Origin of the sequence: Alcaligenes sp. Lyrl_28, assembly GCF_051948705.1 — a bacterium.
GTDB classification, from domain to species: Bacteria; Pseudomonadota; Gammaproteobacteria; order Burkholderiales; family Burkholderiaceae_B; genus Alcaligenes; species Alcaligenes ammonioxydans.
Map to the genome: position 1 here is coordinate 199,382 of NZ_JAYJLG010000001.1, position 16,814 is coordinate 216,195.

Consider the following 16,814-nt stretch of genomic DNA (forward strand, 5'->3'; position numbering starts at 1 on the left):
CGTTAGTGTGTTCTCAATAAGGTAGCCATTCTGCCAAAGACGGCGGCAGCATGGCCTTAATCGACTGCACCGCGCGGATTGCAGGTTCAGCCAGCTTGGCCTGCTCCCACCACGGCTCTTTAGGTAAATCGGTATGCCCGGCCAGGATGACCAGTATCAGCACCAGCAGCACGCCACGGGCCACGCCAAACAGGCCGCCCAAACCATGGTCGGCAGGCGTCAGCCCCGTTTGCTCGATCAAGCTGGCCAGCAGCATGTTCAACAGCCCCACCAGCAGCAAGACCATAAAAAAAACGGCTCCGTAAGCCAAAGCCGTACGTAATAAGCCGTTTTCTACCCAGACTTGTATCCAGCCTGATGTGCGTGGTCCCCACCAGATTGCGGCCATGAAAGCCAGCAAATAGGCGCTGAGCGAAAGCACTTCCTTGATCAATCCGCGTATCAGGCCCAGCAGGCCTGACACACCCACAATTCCAAGGACGATATAGTCGAAGCTGCTCACTTAGCCGAGATAAAGCTGTTCTCGTAACCGAGCGAACGCAAGCGCGCCTGGGCCGCCTGAGCCGCTTCGCGCGTAGGGAATGGCCCCACGCGCAAACGATAGGTTGGTTTGCCACCGCTTTGCGCTGTCTCCACATAGGCATTGGTCACACCGGCCGATACCAGTTGATCACGGCGCGACTGGGCATCGTTCTGATTGGAGTAGGCGACAATCTGCAAAATGAAGTTGCCTTGTTGCGCGGCCGGTTTAGCGGCAGGCGCAGGCTTGTTGGGTACACGCCCCTCCAGCAGAGCCAGGGCATACGAACCATCATCCGTACGACCGTTTTGAGCCGGGGCGGGAGCAGGCTTGGGTTTTTCAACAGGCTTGGGTTTTTCCACGGGCTTGACGGGCTCTGGAGGGCTAGTCTCAGGCGCTGGCACAGCAGGCGTGCCAGTCTGAGCCGGATCGGTTTGCAAGCCGGGATCGACCACGGCCAGTCCACCATCGCTACTGGTAGCAGGGTCGGCGACCAAGGGTTCGTCGGGCTGCTCAATCACCGGGGTGGGCGTGTTTTCCTGCACCACCAGCTCGCCAGGGCGAGTCTGCGTCGTACCCTGCCCTGCGGGCTGAGTAATCGGGCCCAGCGCCAGCGACTGTTCCGGCTCGGGCGGAGTTTTGTCAGCAGTCAGCATGGGCACCAGCACCACCACGGCCAGCACCAGCGCCAGCGCACCGATCAGACGGCGACGAGCCCGTCCACGCAGTTCCGATAATTGTGAATCGCTGGAAGCACTGGAGCGGCGACCCGACGATGAGGAAGTATCGTTACGTGAAAATAAACCCATGAGCCCTAGACCTATGAAATAAGCAGTCTTGCCGATAATCAGGAAGATGTGCGCTCGTTTGCGGCTTCAAGAATCGGCCCTACTGTCGCAAACGAGCCAAACACGACAATTCTATCATTGTCACCGGCCTCTTTTAATGCCGCCTCGTAAGCGAGCCGGGGACTGTTGTAACTGGATACGACCGCTGACGCTTTACTGACCGAAGCACGCGCAACAGGGCGCACACCGGGTCGATGCCCGCTGCTTTCCGCTTCAGGTGCCAACACATCAGCAGGCATCTGATCGCTGGCCAGAACGGTACGCACATGCTCCGCCAACTCGTGACCCGACAGGCTGCGCGGCCCTTCCAGGCTGGCGCACATCCAGTGGTCAATACGGCTTGCCAGACGTGCGATGACGCCATCCACATCCTTGTCCTTGTACATACCCACAACGGCAATTGTCTTGGGGTAAGGAGGCATATTGTCCAGGTTCTGCGCCAGAGCGGCAGCAGCATGCGGATTATGCGCCACATCGAAAATGACACAAGGCTGACCTGGCTGAATCTGGAAACGTCCCGGCATATGCGCACGCAGCAAGCCCGCACGCACCGCCTGGGCAGGGACGGCCAAACGAGGATGCAAGGACTCCAGCGCCGCCAGGGCGGCAGATGCATTGAGCAGCTGATTGGCGCCACGCAGGGCCGGATAGGCCAAGGCAGCCCGTCGTTGACTACGCCCGCCATACGCCCATTGCTGGCGGTCGCCGGAGTAGTTGAAATCCTTGCCAAACAACCAGAGTTCGGCGCCAATCTCCTGGGCGTAATCCAGCATGGTCTGTGGTGGCACTGGATCGGCGCAAATGGCGGGACGACCGGGACGGAAAATATGGGCTTTTTCCCAAGCCACCTGCTCGCGGGTATTGCCCAGGTATTCTGCGTGATCAATATCAATGCTGGTAATGATCGAACAGTCGGCATCCACGATATTGACGGCGTCCAAACGCCCGCCCAGACCGACTTCCAGCACCGCCACGTCCACACGCTGCTCCTGGAACAGCATCAAGGCAGCCAGCGTGGAAAACTCAAAATAGGTGAGCGTCAGATCACCACGGGCTTCATTGATACGAGCAAACTGCGCCGTGATCTGCGCGTCCTCCGCCATCTCGCCATTTAAGCGGATGCGCTCGTTATAACGCACCAGATGCGGGGAGGCGTACACCCCTACTTTGTAGGCCGCGGCCAGCAGAATCGCTTCCAGCATGGCACAGGTCGACCCTTTGCCATTGGTACCACCCACGGTGATGACAACCCCATCCAATTTGATGTTCAGACGTTGGGCAACCTCGCGAATCCGGCCCAGACCCAGGTCGATGGTCGACGGATGCAAGGTTTCCAAATAGGACAGCCAGTCGCTTAGCGAAGAGTCGGCTTTCAGAACAGGATGAGTCATGGACAACACCAATTACAAAATAAAAACGGCAGGCGCTGATGATAGCACCTGCCGTGAGCCAATACGCCTTAACTATCAGGCGAATACTGGTATTACTTGCGACGTGTTGGCGGCAAGTCCGTGCACGTCCCTTCAGCGACGGCCGCAGCCTTGCTGACCGACTCGCACAAGGTGGGGTGCGGGTGAATGGATTTGGCCAGATCGACCGGGTCCACCCCCATTTCGATGGCCAGCACCAGCTCACCGATCAGCTCGCCTGCATTGGTACCGACAATGCCGCCACCCACGATACGGTGGGTTTCCGCATCGAACAGAACCTTGGTAAAGCCTTCATCGCGGTTGTTGGCAATGGCACGACCAGACGCAGCCCAGGGGAACACGCCCTTCTCGACCTTGATACCGTCTTTTTTCGCCTGATCTTCGGTCAGACCCACCCAGGCGATTTCCGGATCGGTGTAGGCCACCGAAGGAATCACACGAGCATCAAAGAAGGATTTCTCGCCGGCGATGACTTCAGCGGCCACATGCGCTTCATGCTCGGCCTTGTGTGCCAGCATGGGCTGCCCCACGATATCGCCAATGGCGTAGATATGTGGCACGTTGGTGCGCTGTTGCTTGTCAACCGGAATGAAGCCACGGTCGGTGACATGTACGCCCGCTTTCTCAGCACCAATTTTCTTGCCATTGGGCGAGCGGCCCACGGCTTGCAGAACCAGATCGTAACGCTGCGGCTCGGCTGGCGCATTCTTGCCTTCAAATGTCACCCAGATGCCATCATCACGAGCTTCGGCAGCCACCGTGCTGGTTTCCAGCATCATGTGGTCGAAGCGGTGCTTGTTCATCTTCTCCCACACCTTGACCACGTCGCGGTCTGCGCCCGGCATCAGGCCAGTCTGCATTTCCACCACGTCCAGGCGTGCGCCCAGCGCCGAGTACACCGTACCCATTTCCAGACCGATGATGCCACCACCCACGATCAGCATGCGCTTGGGCACAGACTTCAGTTCCAGCGCGCCGGTGGAGTCCACTACGCGTGGATCGTCGGGCAGGAACGGCAGTTTTACCGACTGGCTACCGGCCGCAATAATGGCCGAAGCGAACTTGATCACTTTCTTGGTGCCGTCGTTGGCGGTCACTTCGATGTGATTGGGGTCCAGGAACTGGCCGTTACCGACCACAACCTGCACCTTGCGGCCCTTGGCCATACCGGCCAGACCACCGGTCAGCTTGCCGATCACCTTGTTCTTGTAGTCGCGCAGCGCGTCGATGTCGATTTGCGCTTCGCCGAACTTGATACCGTGTGTTGCCAGGGACTTGGCTTCCTCGTAGACCGCTACGGTATGCAGCAAGGCCTTGGAAGGAATACAACCCACGTTCAGACACACACCACCCAGGGTGCTGTAGCGTTCGACCAGAGCCACTTTCAGGCCCAGGTCAGCGGCACGGAAAGCCGCGTTGTAACCGCCCGGGCCCGCGCCCAGAACGACCACATCCACGGAATCATCCGCAGCACCCTGATGGCTGGCAGCCTGCGGAGCAGGTGCCGCGGCCGGAGCGGCAGCGGCAGGAGCCGCTGCTTTAGGTGTTTCCTGTTTGGCGGGTGCTGCAGCGGGGGCCGCCTGGCCCTCCGCTACTTCGATCTTGGCAATGGCCGACCCCTGGGAGACCTTGTCACCCACTTTGACCAGCAATTCCTTGATCACCCCTGCCTGAGCGGCAGGAATTTCCATGGAGGCCTTGTCGGACTCCACGGTGATCAGGCTTTGCTCGACTTCGACCGTATCACCGACCTGCACCAGCACTTCGATAACATCCACCTCGCCGGAGTCACCGATATCCGGGACCGTCAGATCAATCAGACTCATGACAACTCCTTACAATGCGATGCGACGGAAGTCAGCCAGCATCGTTGCCAGGAAGGCATTGAAACGGGCGGCAGAGGCACCATCAATAACACGGTGGTCGTAGGACAGGGACAGCGGCAACATCAAGCGTGGCTCGAACTCCTTGCCATTCCAGACTGGCTGTATGGAGGAGCGCGACAGACCCAGAATGGCCACTTCTGGCGCATTGATGATGGGTGTGAAGTCCGTGCCGCCAATACCGCCCAGCGAAGAAATGGTGAAGCAACCGCCCTGCATCTGAGCTGCGCTCAACTTGCCGTCACGGGCCGCGGCGGCCAGTTCGCCTGTTTCACGCGCGATATCCAGAATGCCTTTCTTGTCGGCATCACGGATGACAGGCACCACCAGACCGTTAGGCGTATCAGCGGCAAAGCCGATGTGGTAGTACTGCTTGAGCACCAGATTGTCGCCGTCCAGCGACGCATTGAACTCGGGGAATTTCTTCAGGGCAGCCACGGCAGCCTTGATGACGAAAGCCAGCATGGTGACGCGAGCGCCGGACTTCTTGTATTCCTCGTTCAGCTCTTTGCGCAACGCTTCCAGCGACGTGATGTCAGCCAGATCGTTATTGGTGACATGCGGAATCATGACCCAGTTGCGATGCAGGTTGGCACCCGAGATTTTCTTGATGCGCGACAGGGCTTGGGTTTCGACAGGACCAAATTTGGCAAAGTCCACCTTGGGCCAGGCCAACACGTCCAGACCACCGACCTGGGCAGCAGTACCGGCAGCGGTAACCGGAGCGGCACCGCCCGCCATGACCTGCTTGACAAAGCCGCGCACGTCGTCCGCCGTAATCCGGCCTTTGTCGCCGGAGCCATGGACCTTGGCCAGATCCACGCCCAGTTCGCGAGCGAACTTGCGAACGCTGGGCGACGCATGGGGAAGATTGCGCAAGGAAACTTCGGCATCCGCAAACGCTGCAGTAGGCGAAACACGCTCTGGGGCGGGAGCACCCGCACCCACCACCACCGAAGAGCTGGCAGCAGAAGCTGCTGCAGCGGGTGCCGCTTCGGCCTTGGGAGCGGGGGCGGCCTCGGCTTTGGCTGGCGCAGGCGCTGCGGCGTTACCTTGCACCGTCAACTCCAGGATGTCGCTGCCCTGGCTGACCTTGTCACCCAGCTTGACCTTGATGGCGGTCACCACGCCAGCGTGGGAAGACGGCACTTCCATGGAGGCCTTGTCCGACTCCACGGTAATCAGGCTTTGATCCACCTCAACGGTGTCACCCACCTGCACCATGATTTCAATGACGTCCACATCGCGAGCGTCGCCGATATCAGGAACCTGCACGGTCACTTGCTGCTCGCCACCGGCGGGAGCTGCCGCGGCAGCGGCAGGCGCCGCTTCAGCTTGAGCAGCAGGAGCAGCGTCGGCCTTGGCAGACTCAGCGGCAGGCGCGGCCTGCGCGCCTTCGGCGGCTTCCAGTTCCAGAACCAGACTGCCTTCCTTAACCTTGTCGCCCAGCTTGACCTTGATCGACTTGACCACGCCCGCGTCGGACGAGGGAATCTCCATGGAAGCCTTGTCGGACTCCACGGTAATCAGGCTTTGCTCGACCTCGATGGTCTCGCCTTCCTTGACCAGGATTTCGATCACTTCGACTGCGTCGTCAGCACCGATATCCGGGATTTTGACTTGAATGATATTGCTCATGGTTCAGTCCCTTATGCGTGCTGCGGGTTGGCCTTGGAAGGATTGATGCCGTACTTGGCAATGGCCTCGGACGCTTTGCTGAACGGAACCTTGCCCTCTTCAGCCAGTGCGCGCAACGCGGCCAACACCACAAAGTGACGGTCAACCTCAAAGTGCTCACGCAGCTTGAAGCGGTAGTCGGAACGACCGAAACCATCGGTACCCAGCACCTTGAAGGTACGATCTTTGGGCACGAAAGGACGAATCTGGTCGCCAAAAGCCTTGACGTAGTCGGTCGAGACCACGATGGGGCCATCGGTTTTGGCCAGTTGGGCCGTCACGTACGGTACGGGCAGGTCCTTGCCTTCAGGGTTGAGCAAAGCTTCACGCTCGCAGTCCAGACCATTGCGGCGCAATTCGGTAAAGCTGGTCACGCTCCACACATCAGAGCCAATGCCCCAGTCTTTTTCCAGCAGCTCTTGTGCTGCAATCACTTCACGCAAAATCGTGCCCGAACCCATCAGCTGAACGCGCAGCTTGGCGTCCTCAGCGACCGATTTGAATTTGTACATGCCACGCAGGATGCCTTCTTCGTCACCCTCGACCAGACCGGGCTGGGCGTAGTTCTCGTTCATCAAGGTGACGTAGTAGTACACGTCTTCCTGATCCTGAACCATGCGCTTCAGACCGTGCTGCATGATCACCGCCACTTCGTGCGCGAAGGTCGGGTCGTAAGACACGCAGTTGGGAATCAGCGAGGACTGAATATGGCTGTGGCCATCTTCGTGCTGCAGACCTTCACCATTCAACGTGGTGCGACCGGCGGTACCGCCCAGCACGAAACCACGGGCTTTCATATCACCCGCTGCCCAGGCCAGATCGCCAAAGCGCTGGAAGCCGAACATCGAGTAGTAGATGAAGAACGGGATCATGATGCGGTTGTTGTTGGAGTACGACGTGGCAGCCGCAATCCAGGAGCTGAATGCACCCTGCTCGTTAATCCCTTCCTGCAACAACTGACCATTGGCCGTTTCGCGGTAGTACATGACCTGATCTTTGTCGACCGGGGTGTACTTCTGGCCTTCCGGCGCATAAATGCCGATTTGACGGAACAGACCTTCCATACCAAAGGTACGCGATTCGTCAGCCAGGATGGGCACCGCACGCGGACCGACCTGCTTGTCGCGCAGCAAGGTATTCAGGAAACGGACAAATGCTTGCGTCGTGGAGATCTCACGGCCTTCGGCGGTGGGCTCCAGCATAGGTTTGAACGCCTCCAGGGTCGGCACGGTCAACTGTTCATCAGCCTTGGTGCGACGCTTGGGCAGGTAGCCGCCCAATGCCTTGCGACGAGCGTGCAAATACTGCATTTCAGGCGAGTCGTCAGCAGGCTTGAAGTACGGCAGTTCTTCGAGCTTGTCATCGGGTACCGGAATATTGAAACGGTCGCGGAACTCGCGCACAGCGTCCAGATCCAGGCTCTTTTGCTGGTGCGAAGGGTTCTTGGCCTGGCCAACGTGGCCCATGCCGTAGCCCTTGATCGTCTTGGCCAGAATAACGGTAGGCTGACCTTCGTGCTTGGTGGCAGCGTCAAACGCCGCATACACCTTGTGAGGATCATGACCGCCGCGGTTCAGGCGCCAGATGTCCTCATCGCTCATGCGGCTGACCATCTCCAGCAGCTTAGGATGCTTGCCAAAGAAGTGCTCACGAACATAGGCACCGTCGTTGGCTTTGTACGCCTGGTACTCGCCGTCCACGGTTTCTTCCATGACCTTGCGCAAGATGCCTTCCTTGTCGCGCGCCAGCAACGGGTCCCAGTAACCGCCCCAGATCAGCTTGAGCACGTTCCAGCCAGCGCCCCGGAAGGTTCCTTCCAGTTCCTGGATGATCTTGCCGTTGCCACGCACAGGGCCGTCCAGTCGCTGCAGGTTGCAGTTCACGATGAAAATCAGGTTGTCCAGCTTTTCACGGGCAGCCAGACCAATCGCACCCAGGGATTCAGGTTCGTCCATCTCGCCGTCGCCCAGGAACACCCAGACTTTACGGCCACTGGTATCGGCAATGCCGCGGGCATGCAGATACTTCAGGAAACGGGCCTGGTAAATGGCCATCAATGGGCCCAGACCCATGGATACCGTGGGGAACTGCCAGAATTCGGGCATCAACTTGGGATGCGGGTAAGACGGCAAGCCTTTGCCGTCCACTTCCTGACGGAAGTTGTTCAACTGATCTTCGCTAATCCGGCCTTCCATGAAAGCGCGGGCGTAGATACCGGGCGAGGAATGGCCCTGGAAAAACACCATGTCGCCGCCGTGATCTTCGGTCTCGGCGTGCCAGAAATGGTTCTGACCGCAACCAATCATGGTCGCCAAGGAGGCAAAGGACGCAATGTGACCGCCCAGACCACCCCCATCAGGAGGGGTTTCGCGGTTGGCACGCACCACCATGGCCATGGCGTTCCAGCGAATGTAGGAACGAATGCGCTCTTCCAGAGCGAGGTTGCCAGGGTGCGCAGGTTCCAGACCGGGAGGAATCGTGTTCACATACGCCGTGTTGGGCGAGAACGGAATATGGGCGCCAGAACGACGGGCCAGATCAATCAGCTTTTCAATAAGCTCGTGAGCGCGGGCCGGGCCTTCACGGTCCACCACCGCTTCCAGGGCGTCAAGCCACTCTTTTGTTTCTAGGGCCTGGTCTTGACTGACCTGAGCCGAACTATTGTCTTGGGTTGAGGACATATAGTGTCTCCATATATGTGGTAGTAGTCCGGTCTTGCTCGACGCTGAGCCGCCCATCTCCTGAGAAGTAAAGCGATCCTGACCGAAGCGGGTATTGCGGACTGTGAGCGTTCAAGGCGGGGTACGCCTGCACCAACCCATTCTAGGAAAGAACCTAGAAACGCTCAAGCAAAATTTCATTTTATGGTATGTGTTTTCATAATACGAAATATCACTAAAAAAAATAGCCCTACATTACAATTCAGCCATACTTCTTTTCGTGCAGTTATGGCCACTCATCCTAAAAAGTCTCTGATCCCTTCAACCTTCTACGATCAGGCCAAGCAGAACCGGCGTGGATTCTATTGGCTGACGCCGGTTGTCGTGCTGTTTCTTTACCTCTGTGTCATGGGGGTATTTCTCTGGCTGCAACGTCTGCAAAACGACAGCGTCATGTTTGTGACCATCGATCAGGAAACGCGTCAGCAGCGTTTGATGATGGTGATTCTGGCCCTGTCATTGGTCATTGTGGTCAGCCTGCTGGCCTTGTGGCGCTATACCCGCTTTCGCACCCACGCCGAGGCCGCCCAGACAGCCGAGACCGGGTTTCGACGCGCCATGGAAAATTCCATGTCCACGGGGATGCGCGTCTTTGACATGCAAGGCCGCATTGCCTATGTCAACCCTGCGTTTTGCAGAATGATTGGCTGGAACGAGGCCGATCTGGTCGGTCGCACCGCCCCTTTCCCCTACTGGTTGCCCGGTCGTCATCAGCAGCACCAGGAAACGCTGGATTTGCTCTTGTCCGGACGAACCCCCAGCAGCGGACTGGAAGTGGAAGCCCAGCGACGGGACGGATCGCGTTTTACCGCCCGCATGTACGTCTCGCCTTTGCGCGCCCCCAACGGAGAGCAGATCGGCTGGATGACTTCCATGACCGACATTACCGAACCCAAACGTATCCGTGAAGCCCTGACCGCCGCTCACGAACGCTTCATGACCGTACTGGAGGGTCTGGATGATGCCATTTCCGTGGTCGCCGATACCTCCGAGGGCCTGGAGCTGCTGTTTGCCAATCGCACTTATCGACGCTTCTTTGGCGCCCAGTCCAACGGCCATGCCGAACTGCTGGGAGGGCGTCTCGGTCGCTTCACGGACGAGACCGTGGAAATTTATTCTGAATCAGCGGCCCGCTGGTTCGAGGTCCACCATCGTATGCTGGCCTGGACCGATGGCCGCCGTGTGCGTTTGCAAGTGGCACGCGATATTACCGACCGACGCAAACACGAAGAGGCTTCGCGCATTCAACAGGAAAAAGTTCAGCTGACCAGCCGTCTGACCACGATGGGCGAGATGGCCTCCTCGCTGGCCCACGAATTGAATCAGCCGCTGACGGCCATCAACAACTACAGCATGGGCGCGGTTGCCATGCTCAAGTCAGGCCGCTACCAGCCCGAGACCTTGCTGGCTGCTTTGGAAAAAGCGGCCCAGCAGGCCGAACGGGCCGGCAAGATCATCAGCCGCATCCGCGAGTTCGTCAAACGCAGCGAGCCGCGCCGCACGCGCGTCAAAGTCATGCGCATTGTGGAAAATGCCGTGGGCTTTGCAGAAATTGACGCCCGCAAACGCCAGATCGAAATCGAACTGAGCATCCCCGACCCCGTTCCAGACGTCATTGCCGACCCCATTCTCATAGAACAGGTATTATTGAACCTGCTCAAAAATGGGATCGAAGCCATGGAACACAGCGAGCATCATGTGCTTCAATTGGTGATTACCCAACAAGAATCGCTTTTGGAGATGGCTGTCATCGACCGTGGTCATGGCCTGAAAGATCCCGAGCGCCTCTTTGAACCGTTTTACAGTACCAAGTCCGAAGGCCTTGGGATGGGCCTGAACATCTGCCGCACAATTATTGAATCGCATCACGGCCGCCTGTGGGCAGTCGGCAATCCCGAGGGTGGAACGATCTTTCGTTTCAGTCTACCTTGTGCAGCGCCCGATGTAGCGGACACCCTTGATAACAAACTGGAGATACCCGAATGACCAGCCCGCAAATGCCATGCACCATCTACGTAGTCGATGACGACGAAGCCGTACGGGACTCCTTGCGCTGGCTACTGGAAGCCAACGGCTACCGGGTCCGCTGCTTTGCATCGGGCGAAGAGTTTCTGGGTGCGTACGACCCGGCCCAGGTGGCCGTGCTGATCGTGGACGTGCGCATGCCCGGCATGAGCGGCCTGGAGCTCCAGGAAGCGCTGATTGCCCGCAAATCCACTATCCCGATCGTGTTCATTACCGGTCACGGTGATGTCCCCATGGCCGTGAGCACCATGAAGAAAGGCGCGGTCGACTTTCTGGAAAAACCCTTTAACGAAGCCGATCTGCGCACCATCGTAAGCCGCATGATTGAACAGGCTACCGCTCGCGCCTCGCAGGCGCAGGCGCAAAAAGATCAACAAGAAGTCCTGGGCCGCCTGACAGCGCGCGAGCAACAAGTGCTGGAGCGCATTGTTGCCGGTCGCCTGAACAAGCAAATTGCCGGGGACTTGAACATCAGCATTAAAACTGTCGAAGCGCATCGCGCCAATATCATGGAAAAACTGGAAGTCACTACGGTTGCCGACCTCATGAAAATCGCCCTCACCAAGTCCGAGGACGTGTAAATGAGTGCTCGTATTATTGATGGAAAAAAGCTGTCCACCGCCATCAAGGCGGACGTTGCAGAACGTGTTGCCAAACTCAAGCAGACTCACGGCATCCAGGCAGGCCTGACCGTGGTGCTGGTCGGGGAAGATCCCGCCTCGCAAGTCTATGTGCGCAACAAGGGCCTGGCATGTGAAGCCGCCGGCCTGAAGTCCGACATCATCCGCCTGCCTGCAGATACCAGCGAAACGGAACTGCTCGCACTGATTAAGCGCCTGAATCAGGACAGCTCGGTACACGGCATTTTGGTCCAGCTGCCCCTGCCCGCCCATCTGGACGAGCATAAAGTGATCGAAACCATTGCTCCCCACAAGGACGTGGACGGCTTTCACGTCAGCAACGCGGGCATGCTCATGACCGGCAAACCTCTGTTTGCTCCCTGCACGCCCTATGGCGTGATGAAAATGCTGGAGTCGGAAAACGTGGCCTTGCGCGGTGCAGAGGCCGTCGTTGTTGGCGCCAGCAATATCGTGGGCAAACCCATGGCCATGCTCTTGCTGGCGGCGGGCGCTACGGTCACCCTGTGCAACTCCAAGACACGTGATCTGGCCGCTCAGACCCGCCGCGCCGATGTGCTGGTCGCGGCTGTAGGCCGCCCCGGCATCATTACCGGTGATATGGTCAAGCCCGGTGCCGTGGTGATCGACGTGGGCATCAACCGCGGTCCCGACGGCAAGCTGTGCGGTGACGTGGACTTTGCCAGTGCCAGCGAAGTGGCCTCGGCCATTACGCCCGTGCCCGGTGGCGTCGGCCCCATGACCATTGCCATGCTGCTGGTCAACACCTTGGAAGCGGCCGAACGCTCGGCCACCATCAGTCTTTAATTTATTCAACGGTTTATGACGACAAATCCCTTACTGGTTCCTATCGACAGCCTTATTGACTATCCCGCCATCCAGCCCGAACACATCGAGCAGGCGGTGGACCAACTTCTGGCCCTGGCCCGCCAAGCCGTAGAGACAGTCTCCAACGACGATAGCGAACCCAGCTGGGACAACATCGTCGAGCCCATCACGGACGCCACCGAGACCTTGTATCGCGCCTGGTCGGTAGCCGGTCACCTGAATTCGGTTATCAACACGCCTGAACTGCGGGCCGTCTACAACCAGTGCCTGCCGCGCATGAGCGAGTTCTCGACCTGGGTGGGCTTGAACCGACCTTTATTTCTACGCTATCAGGCCCTGGCAGACAGCCCGGCCTTTGCGGCCCTGACACCTCAGCGCCAACGCATCATTACCCTGGCCCTGCGCGATTTCCGCCTGAGCGGCGTACAACTGGAAGGTCAGGCTCGTGAGGACTACGCCCGCATTTCCGAGGAACTGGCGCAAACCTCGCAGCAGTTCTCCGAGCACGTACTGGATGCCATTGATCAGTGGCATTACCTGGTCACCGATCAGGCTGAGCTGGACGGCATCCCGGACGATGTGCTGGCCGCAGCCCAACGCGCCGCTCAAGAGAACGATCAGCAAGGCTGGCGTCTGACACTGAAAATGCCGTGTTACCTGCCCGTCATGCAGTACGCCCGCAATCAGGCCTTGCGCGAGCGGATGTACCGGGCCTACACCACCATTGCCTCCGATCAGGGGGATGCGCAATTCGATAACTCCCAGGCCATCGAAACCCTGCTGAGGCTGCGTGCTCAGGAAGCCAGCCTGCTCGGTTTTGCCAGCTACGCCCATATGCGTCTGGAAACCCGCATGGCCGACACTCCCGAACAGGTGATGGGCTTTTTGCGCGACCTGGCGGCCAAAGCACGCCCCTACGCGCGTCAAGATCTGGACGAGTTGCAGGCCTTTGCCCAGAAAGAGCTGGGTCTGGACAATCTGCAAGCCTGGGATGTCCCCTTTTGCTCTGAGCGCCTGCGTGAACAGCGCTACGCCTACTCGGAAGATGAGGTCAAACAGTACTTTACCGAGCCTGCTGTTCTCAACGGCCTGTTCAAGGTCATTCAGCGCCTGTTTGATGTGACCTTGCGCGCCAGCGACGTCCCCGTATGGCATCCTGCCGTGCGTCCATTTGAAGTTCTTGCCTCGGATGGCAAAACCTTGGGCTACCTGTATATGGACCTGCACGCCCGTCAAGGCAAACAAGGGGGGGCCTGGGTCGATAGCGAACGCAGTCGCCGCCGCCTGGGTGAGCAACTGTGTCTGCCGATCGCCTATCTGGTGTGCAATTTTGCCGAACCCCAGGCAGGTCGCCCGGCCCTGCTGACGCATGATGATGTAATCACCCTGTTTCACGAGTCGGGCCACGCCTTGCATGCCTTGCTCTCACGCGTGGACGATCCAGCAGCGTCGGCCTTCTCCGCCGTGGAATGGGACGCCATCGAACTGCCTTCGCAGTTTATGGAAAACTTTTGTTGGGAGTGGCCTGTCGTCCAGATGCTGACCGCCCACGTGGAAACGGGCGAGCATCTGCCGCGCGCGCTCTACAACAAGCTCAATCAAGCCCGCAACTTCCAAAGCGGCATGCAAATGGTGCGTCAGCTCGAGTTTTCCCTATTCGACATGTTGATCCATTCGCGCGACAGCGGTCTGGACATCGATGCCGTCATGGAGATTCTGGATCAGGTACGTCAGGAAGTGGCCGTGCTGTTTCCGCCAGAGTGGCACCGCTTCCCGCATCAGTTCTCGCACTTGTTTGCGGGTGGCTATGGCGCGGGTTACTACAGCTACAAATGGGCCGAAGTCCTGTCTGCCGATGCCTACTCGGCCTTTGAGGAAAAAGCCTATACCCATTCGGATGGGGCGCGTGATACCCTCGATAGCAATACCGGCCATCGCTTCTGGCGCGAGATTTTGTCCGTGGGGGGCGAGCGTCCCGCTGCCGACTCCTTCCGTGCTTTCCGAGGTCGAGACCCTTCCATCACCGCCCTGCTCCGTCACAGCGGGCTCACACCCGAGCCCGCCTAAACCCAGAGGACGCTCATGACAGCCAGCCGGATGCGGCCCAGCCCAGTAAACCCCATTCTTGTCTTGTTTAAGCAATATGGTCTGACACTGGCGCTGAGCTTGCTCCTGCTTGGCAGCGCGACTGCTGCCAATCTGCATCCCGTACGGGGCTTCCTGCCCGATCTGCGCTTTTCCCTACAAGCCGCTGGTCCCAAAACACTCACTCAGGATGACTTCAAAGATAAAGTCGTCATGATGTTTTTTGGTTATGCCAGTTGCCCCGATGTCTGTCCCACTACCCTGGCTCAGTTAGGTGCCGTCATGGACGCTCTGGGAGACAAGGCTGAGCAGGTGCGCATCCTATTTGTCAGCGTGGACCCGCACCGCGACACCCCGGACACACTGGCCCGCTACGTGGCCGCCTTTGATGGCAAGCACACGACGGGACTGACCGGTTCAGAAAAGCAGATTGCAGACCTCGCCCGGCGTTATCGGGTGGCATACCAGATCGAAAAACCAGACCCCAAGGCGCCGGAGAACTACGAAGTCTCGCACAGCCGTGGCGTATATATCTTCGATCAGCAAGGCAGGGCGCGCTATCTGGCACCGGATACGGAGTCGGTACAGGTTCTGGCAGAGGGTGTGCGAAGTCTACTACCTTGAAAAAGCCCCCTTCAAGAGGGGGCTTCGTCTTTCTGGCGATTCCACTACGGGCACGACCTGGTGAACAAACGCAGACATGCCCACGCTCTCTGCCTGACAGGCCGGCAAACCACTGCTGGCCGACCCGCCACACCCTGAGTTATTGAGCTCGCAAAGCAGACTGTGCCTGGCGCAAGGCTGTACGCAAACCCTCTTCCAGGACGGGATGATAGAAAGGCATGGCCAGCATCTGGTCCAGCGTCAGCCCCATCTGCAATGACCAGGCTAATAAATGGGCAATATGCTCTGCTTGAGGCCCCACCATCTCAGCCCCAAGAAATGCCCCGTCCTGGTCTGCATACACATGCAGCAAGCCACGGTTGACCAGCATGACCCGCGCCCGTCCCTGATTACCAAAGTTCACACTACCGGTCACGGCCCCTTGCGGAAGTGATTTAAAGGGAGTCCCCACCACGGCCACCTGCGGATCGCTGAATACGACCGCCATACGGGCCCGGCGAGCCATCGGCTCGTCCTGCCCCTCGCTCAGGGCCTGCAAAGCCGCCAGGCGACCATCGTCAGCCGCTTCATGCAGGATAGGTGCACGCTGGTTGACATCACCCGCAAGGTAAATAGAGGTTCCTTTGATCTGCAGGCTGGTCATGTCATAGACCACCCGGCCTTTGTCGTCCCATTGCGCAGGCGTATTTTCCAGGCCCAGATCATCCAGTTGAGGACGGCGGCCGGCCGCTCCCAATACATAATCATAATCTTCGACACGTTCCTGACCGTCCACCTTCAGATGCACCCGTGCCTTGCCATTGACCACTTCGCTACCCAGCACGGTCACGTCCGCGCGGATATCGAGCTCCTGACTGAAAATAGCCCGCCCAGCCTCGCGCACTGTCGGATCGGACAGTCCCGCCAGACTCTGACTGCGGTTGATGATCGATACATTAACGCCCAGCCGAGCCAGAGCCTGCCCCAGCTCCAATCCGATCACGCCCGTCCCTACTACCAGCACGCTGCGCGGCAAATCAGTCCAATCAAAAACGTCCTCGTTACTGATCAGCAAGGCGCCCAAGGGCTCCAGCTCTTTCGGGCGCACTGGCGTGGAACCCGTAGCGACAATCACACTCCCTGCCGTGATGCGGGTGTGCTCATCCACCTGCAGCACGTGCTCCGACAAGAAACGGGCGTGGCCGCGTATCTTGTCCTTCTCATCAAAGCCGTTCACATCCTCCACTACAAAACCCACAAAACGGTCACGCTCGCGACGCACGCGATCCATTACCTCTTTTCCATCGATACGGATTGCGCCATCCACATGAACCCCAAAAGGCGCGGTGTGACGAGCATGATGGGCGGCATCCGCAGCCGCAATCAGCAGTTTGGAGGGCATGCAGCCAACCCGGGCACACATCGTGCCATACGGGCCAGACTCGATCATCAGCACTCGTTTACCAGCTCGTTTAGCCGTACGATACGCTGTCATGCCCGCTGTTCCCGCTCCGATCACGGCAACATCACACTGAATTTCCTTCATAAACCGCTCCT

Annotated in this window: 12 protein-coding genes; 5 read left to right on the forward strand and 7 right to left on the reverse strand. The window is 58.7% G+C overall.

Going from position 1 to position 16,814, the window contains the following annotated elements:
* Positions 1-13: 13 nt before the first annotated feature.
* The 6 genes from VF694_RS00875 to aceE all read right to left on the reverse strand — a co-directional run bounded on the left by VF694_RS00875 (position 14) and on the right by aceE (position 9,039).
* Positions 14-502, reverse strand: coding sequence for a CvpA family protein (locus VF694_RS00875; RefSeq protein ID WP_003799724.1), 489 nt, complete (start codon positions 500-502; stop codon positions 14-16).
* Complete coding sequence (locus VF694_RS00880) at positions 499-1,329, reverse strand: SPOR domain-containing protein (RefSeq protein ID WP_003799722.1); 831 nt, start codon at positions 1,327-1,329, stop codon at positions 499-501. Before VF694_RS00880 ends, VF694_RS00875 begins: the two co-directional genes overlap by 4 nt.
* Before the next feature lie 38 nt (positions 1,330-1,367).
* Positions 1,368-2,765 (reverse strand): bifunctional tetrahydrofolate synthase/dihydrofolate synthase, encoded by a 1,398-nt coding sequence (folC, locus tag VF694_RS00885; protein ID WP_415301720.1) that lies wholly within the window; start codon positions 2,763-2,765, stop codon positions 1,368-1,370.
* An 86-nt stretch (positions 2,766-2,851) separates the two neighbouring features.
* Positions 2,852-4,624, reverse strand: a complete 1,773-nt coding sequence (lpdA, locus tag VF694_RS00890; RefSeq protein WP_003799719.1) for a dihydrolipoyl dehydrogenase — start codon at positions 4,622-4,624, stop codon at positions 2,852-2,854.
* 9 nt (positions 4,625-4,633) lie between these two features.
* On the reverse strand, positions 4,634-6,319 hold the full coding sequence (aceF, locus tag VF694_RS00895; RefSeq protein ID WP_059317593.1) for a dihydrolipoyllysine-residue acetyltransferase: 1,686 nt from the start codon (positions 6,317-6,319) through the stop codon (positions 4,634-4,636).
* Positions 6,320-6,330: 11 nt separating this feature from the next.
* A complete protein-coding gene (gene aceE, locus VF694_RS00900) occupies positions 6,331-9,039 on the reverse strand; it encodes a pyruvate dehydrogenase (acetyl-transferring), homodimeric type (RefSeq protein WP_003799716.1) in 2,709 nt (902 codons plus the stop codon).
* A 267-nt stretch (positions 9,040-9,306) separates the two neighbouring features.
* Here aceE and VF694_RS00905 point away from each other — a divergent pair, with 267 nt between their 5' ends.
* From VF694_RS00905 to VF694_RS00925, 5 genes are read left to right on the forward strand one after another with little or no spacing between them, the layout of a single operon-like run.
* A complete protein-coding gene (locus VF694_RS00905) occupies positions 9,307-11,064 on the forward strand; it encodes a PAS domain-containing sensor histidine kinase (RefSeq protein ID WP_003799713.1) in 1,758 nt (585 codons plus the stop codon).
* On the forward strand, positions 11,061-11,684 hold the full coding sequence (locus VF694_RS00910; RefSeq protein ID WP_003799711.1) for a response regulator transcription factor: 624 nt from the start codon (positions 11,061-11,063) through the stop codon (positions 11,682-11,684). The genes VF694_RS00905 and VF694_RS00910 overlap by 4 nt, the downstream gene beginning before the upstream one ends.
* The gene (gene folD, locus VF694_RS00915; RefSeq protein WP_003799710.1) at positions 11,685-12,548 is read left to right on the forward strand and encodes a bifunctional methylenetetrahydrofolate dehydrogenase/methenyltetrahydrofolate cyclohydrolase FolD; all 864 of its coding nucleotides are present in this window, start codon (positions 11,685-11,687) and stop codon (positions 12,546-12,548) included.
* A gap of 15 nt (positions 12,549-12,563) precedes the next feature.
* The gene (locus VF694_RS00920; protein WP_059317591.1) at positions 12,564-14,636 is read left to right on the forward strand and encodes a M3 family metallopeptidase; all 2,073 of its coding nucleotides are present in this window, start codon (positions 12,564-12,566) and stop codon (positions 14,634-14,636) included.
* A 30-nt stretch (positions 14,637-14,666) separates the two neighbouring features.
* Positions 14,667-15,278 (forward strand): SCO family protein, encoded by a 612-nt coding sequence (locus VF694_RS00925; protein ID WP_440163809.1) that lies wholly within the window; start codon positions 14,667-14,669, stop codon positions 15,276-15,278.
* A gap of 139 nt (positions 15,279-15,417) precedes the next feature.
* Here the strand turns inward: VF694_RS00925 and VF694_RS00930 are convergent, their stop codons facing one another.
* Entirely contained in the window at positions 15,418-16,803 is a 1,386-nt protein-coding gene (locus VF694_RS00930) for a dihydrolipoyl dehydrogenase (protein WP_440163531.1), read from the reverse strand.
* Positions 16,804-16,814 lie beyond the last annotated feature (11 nt).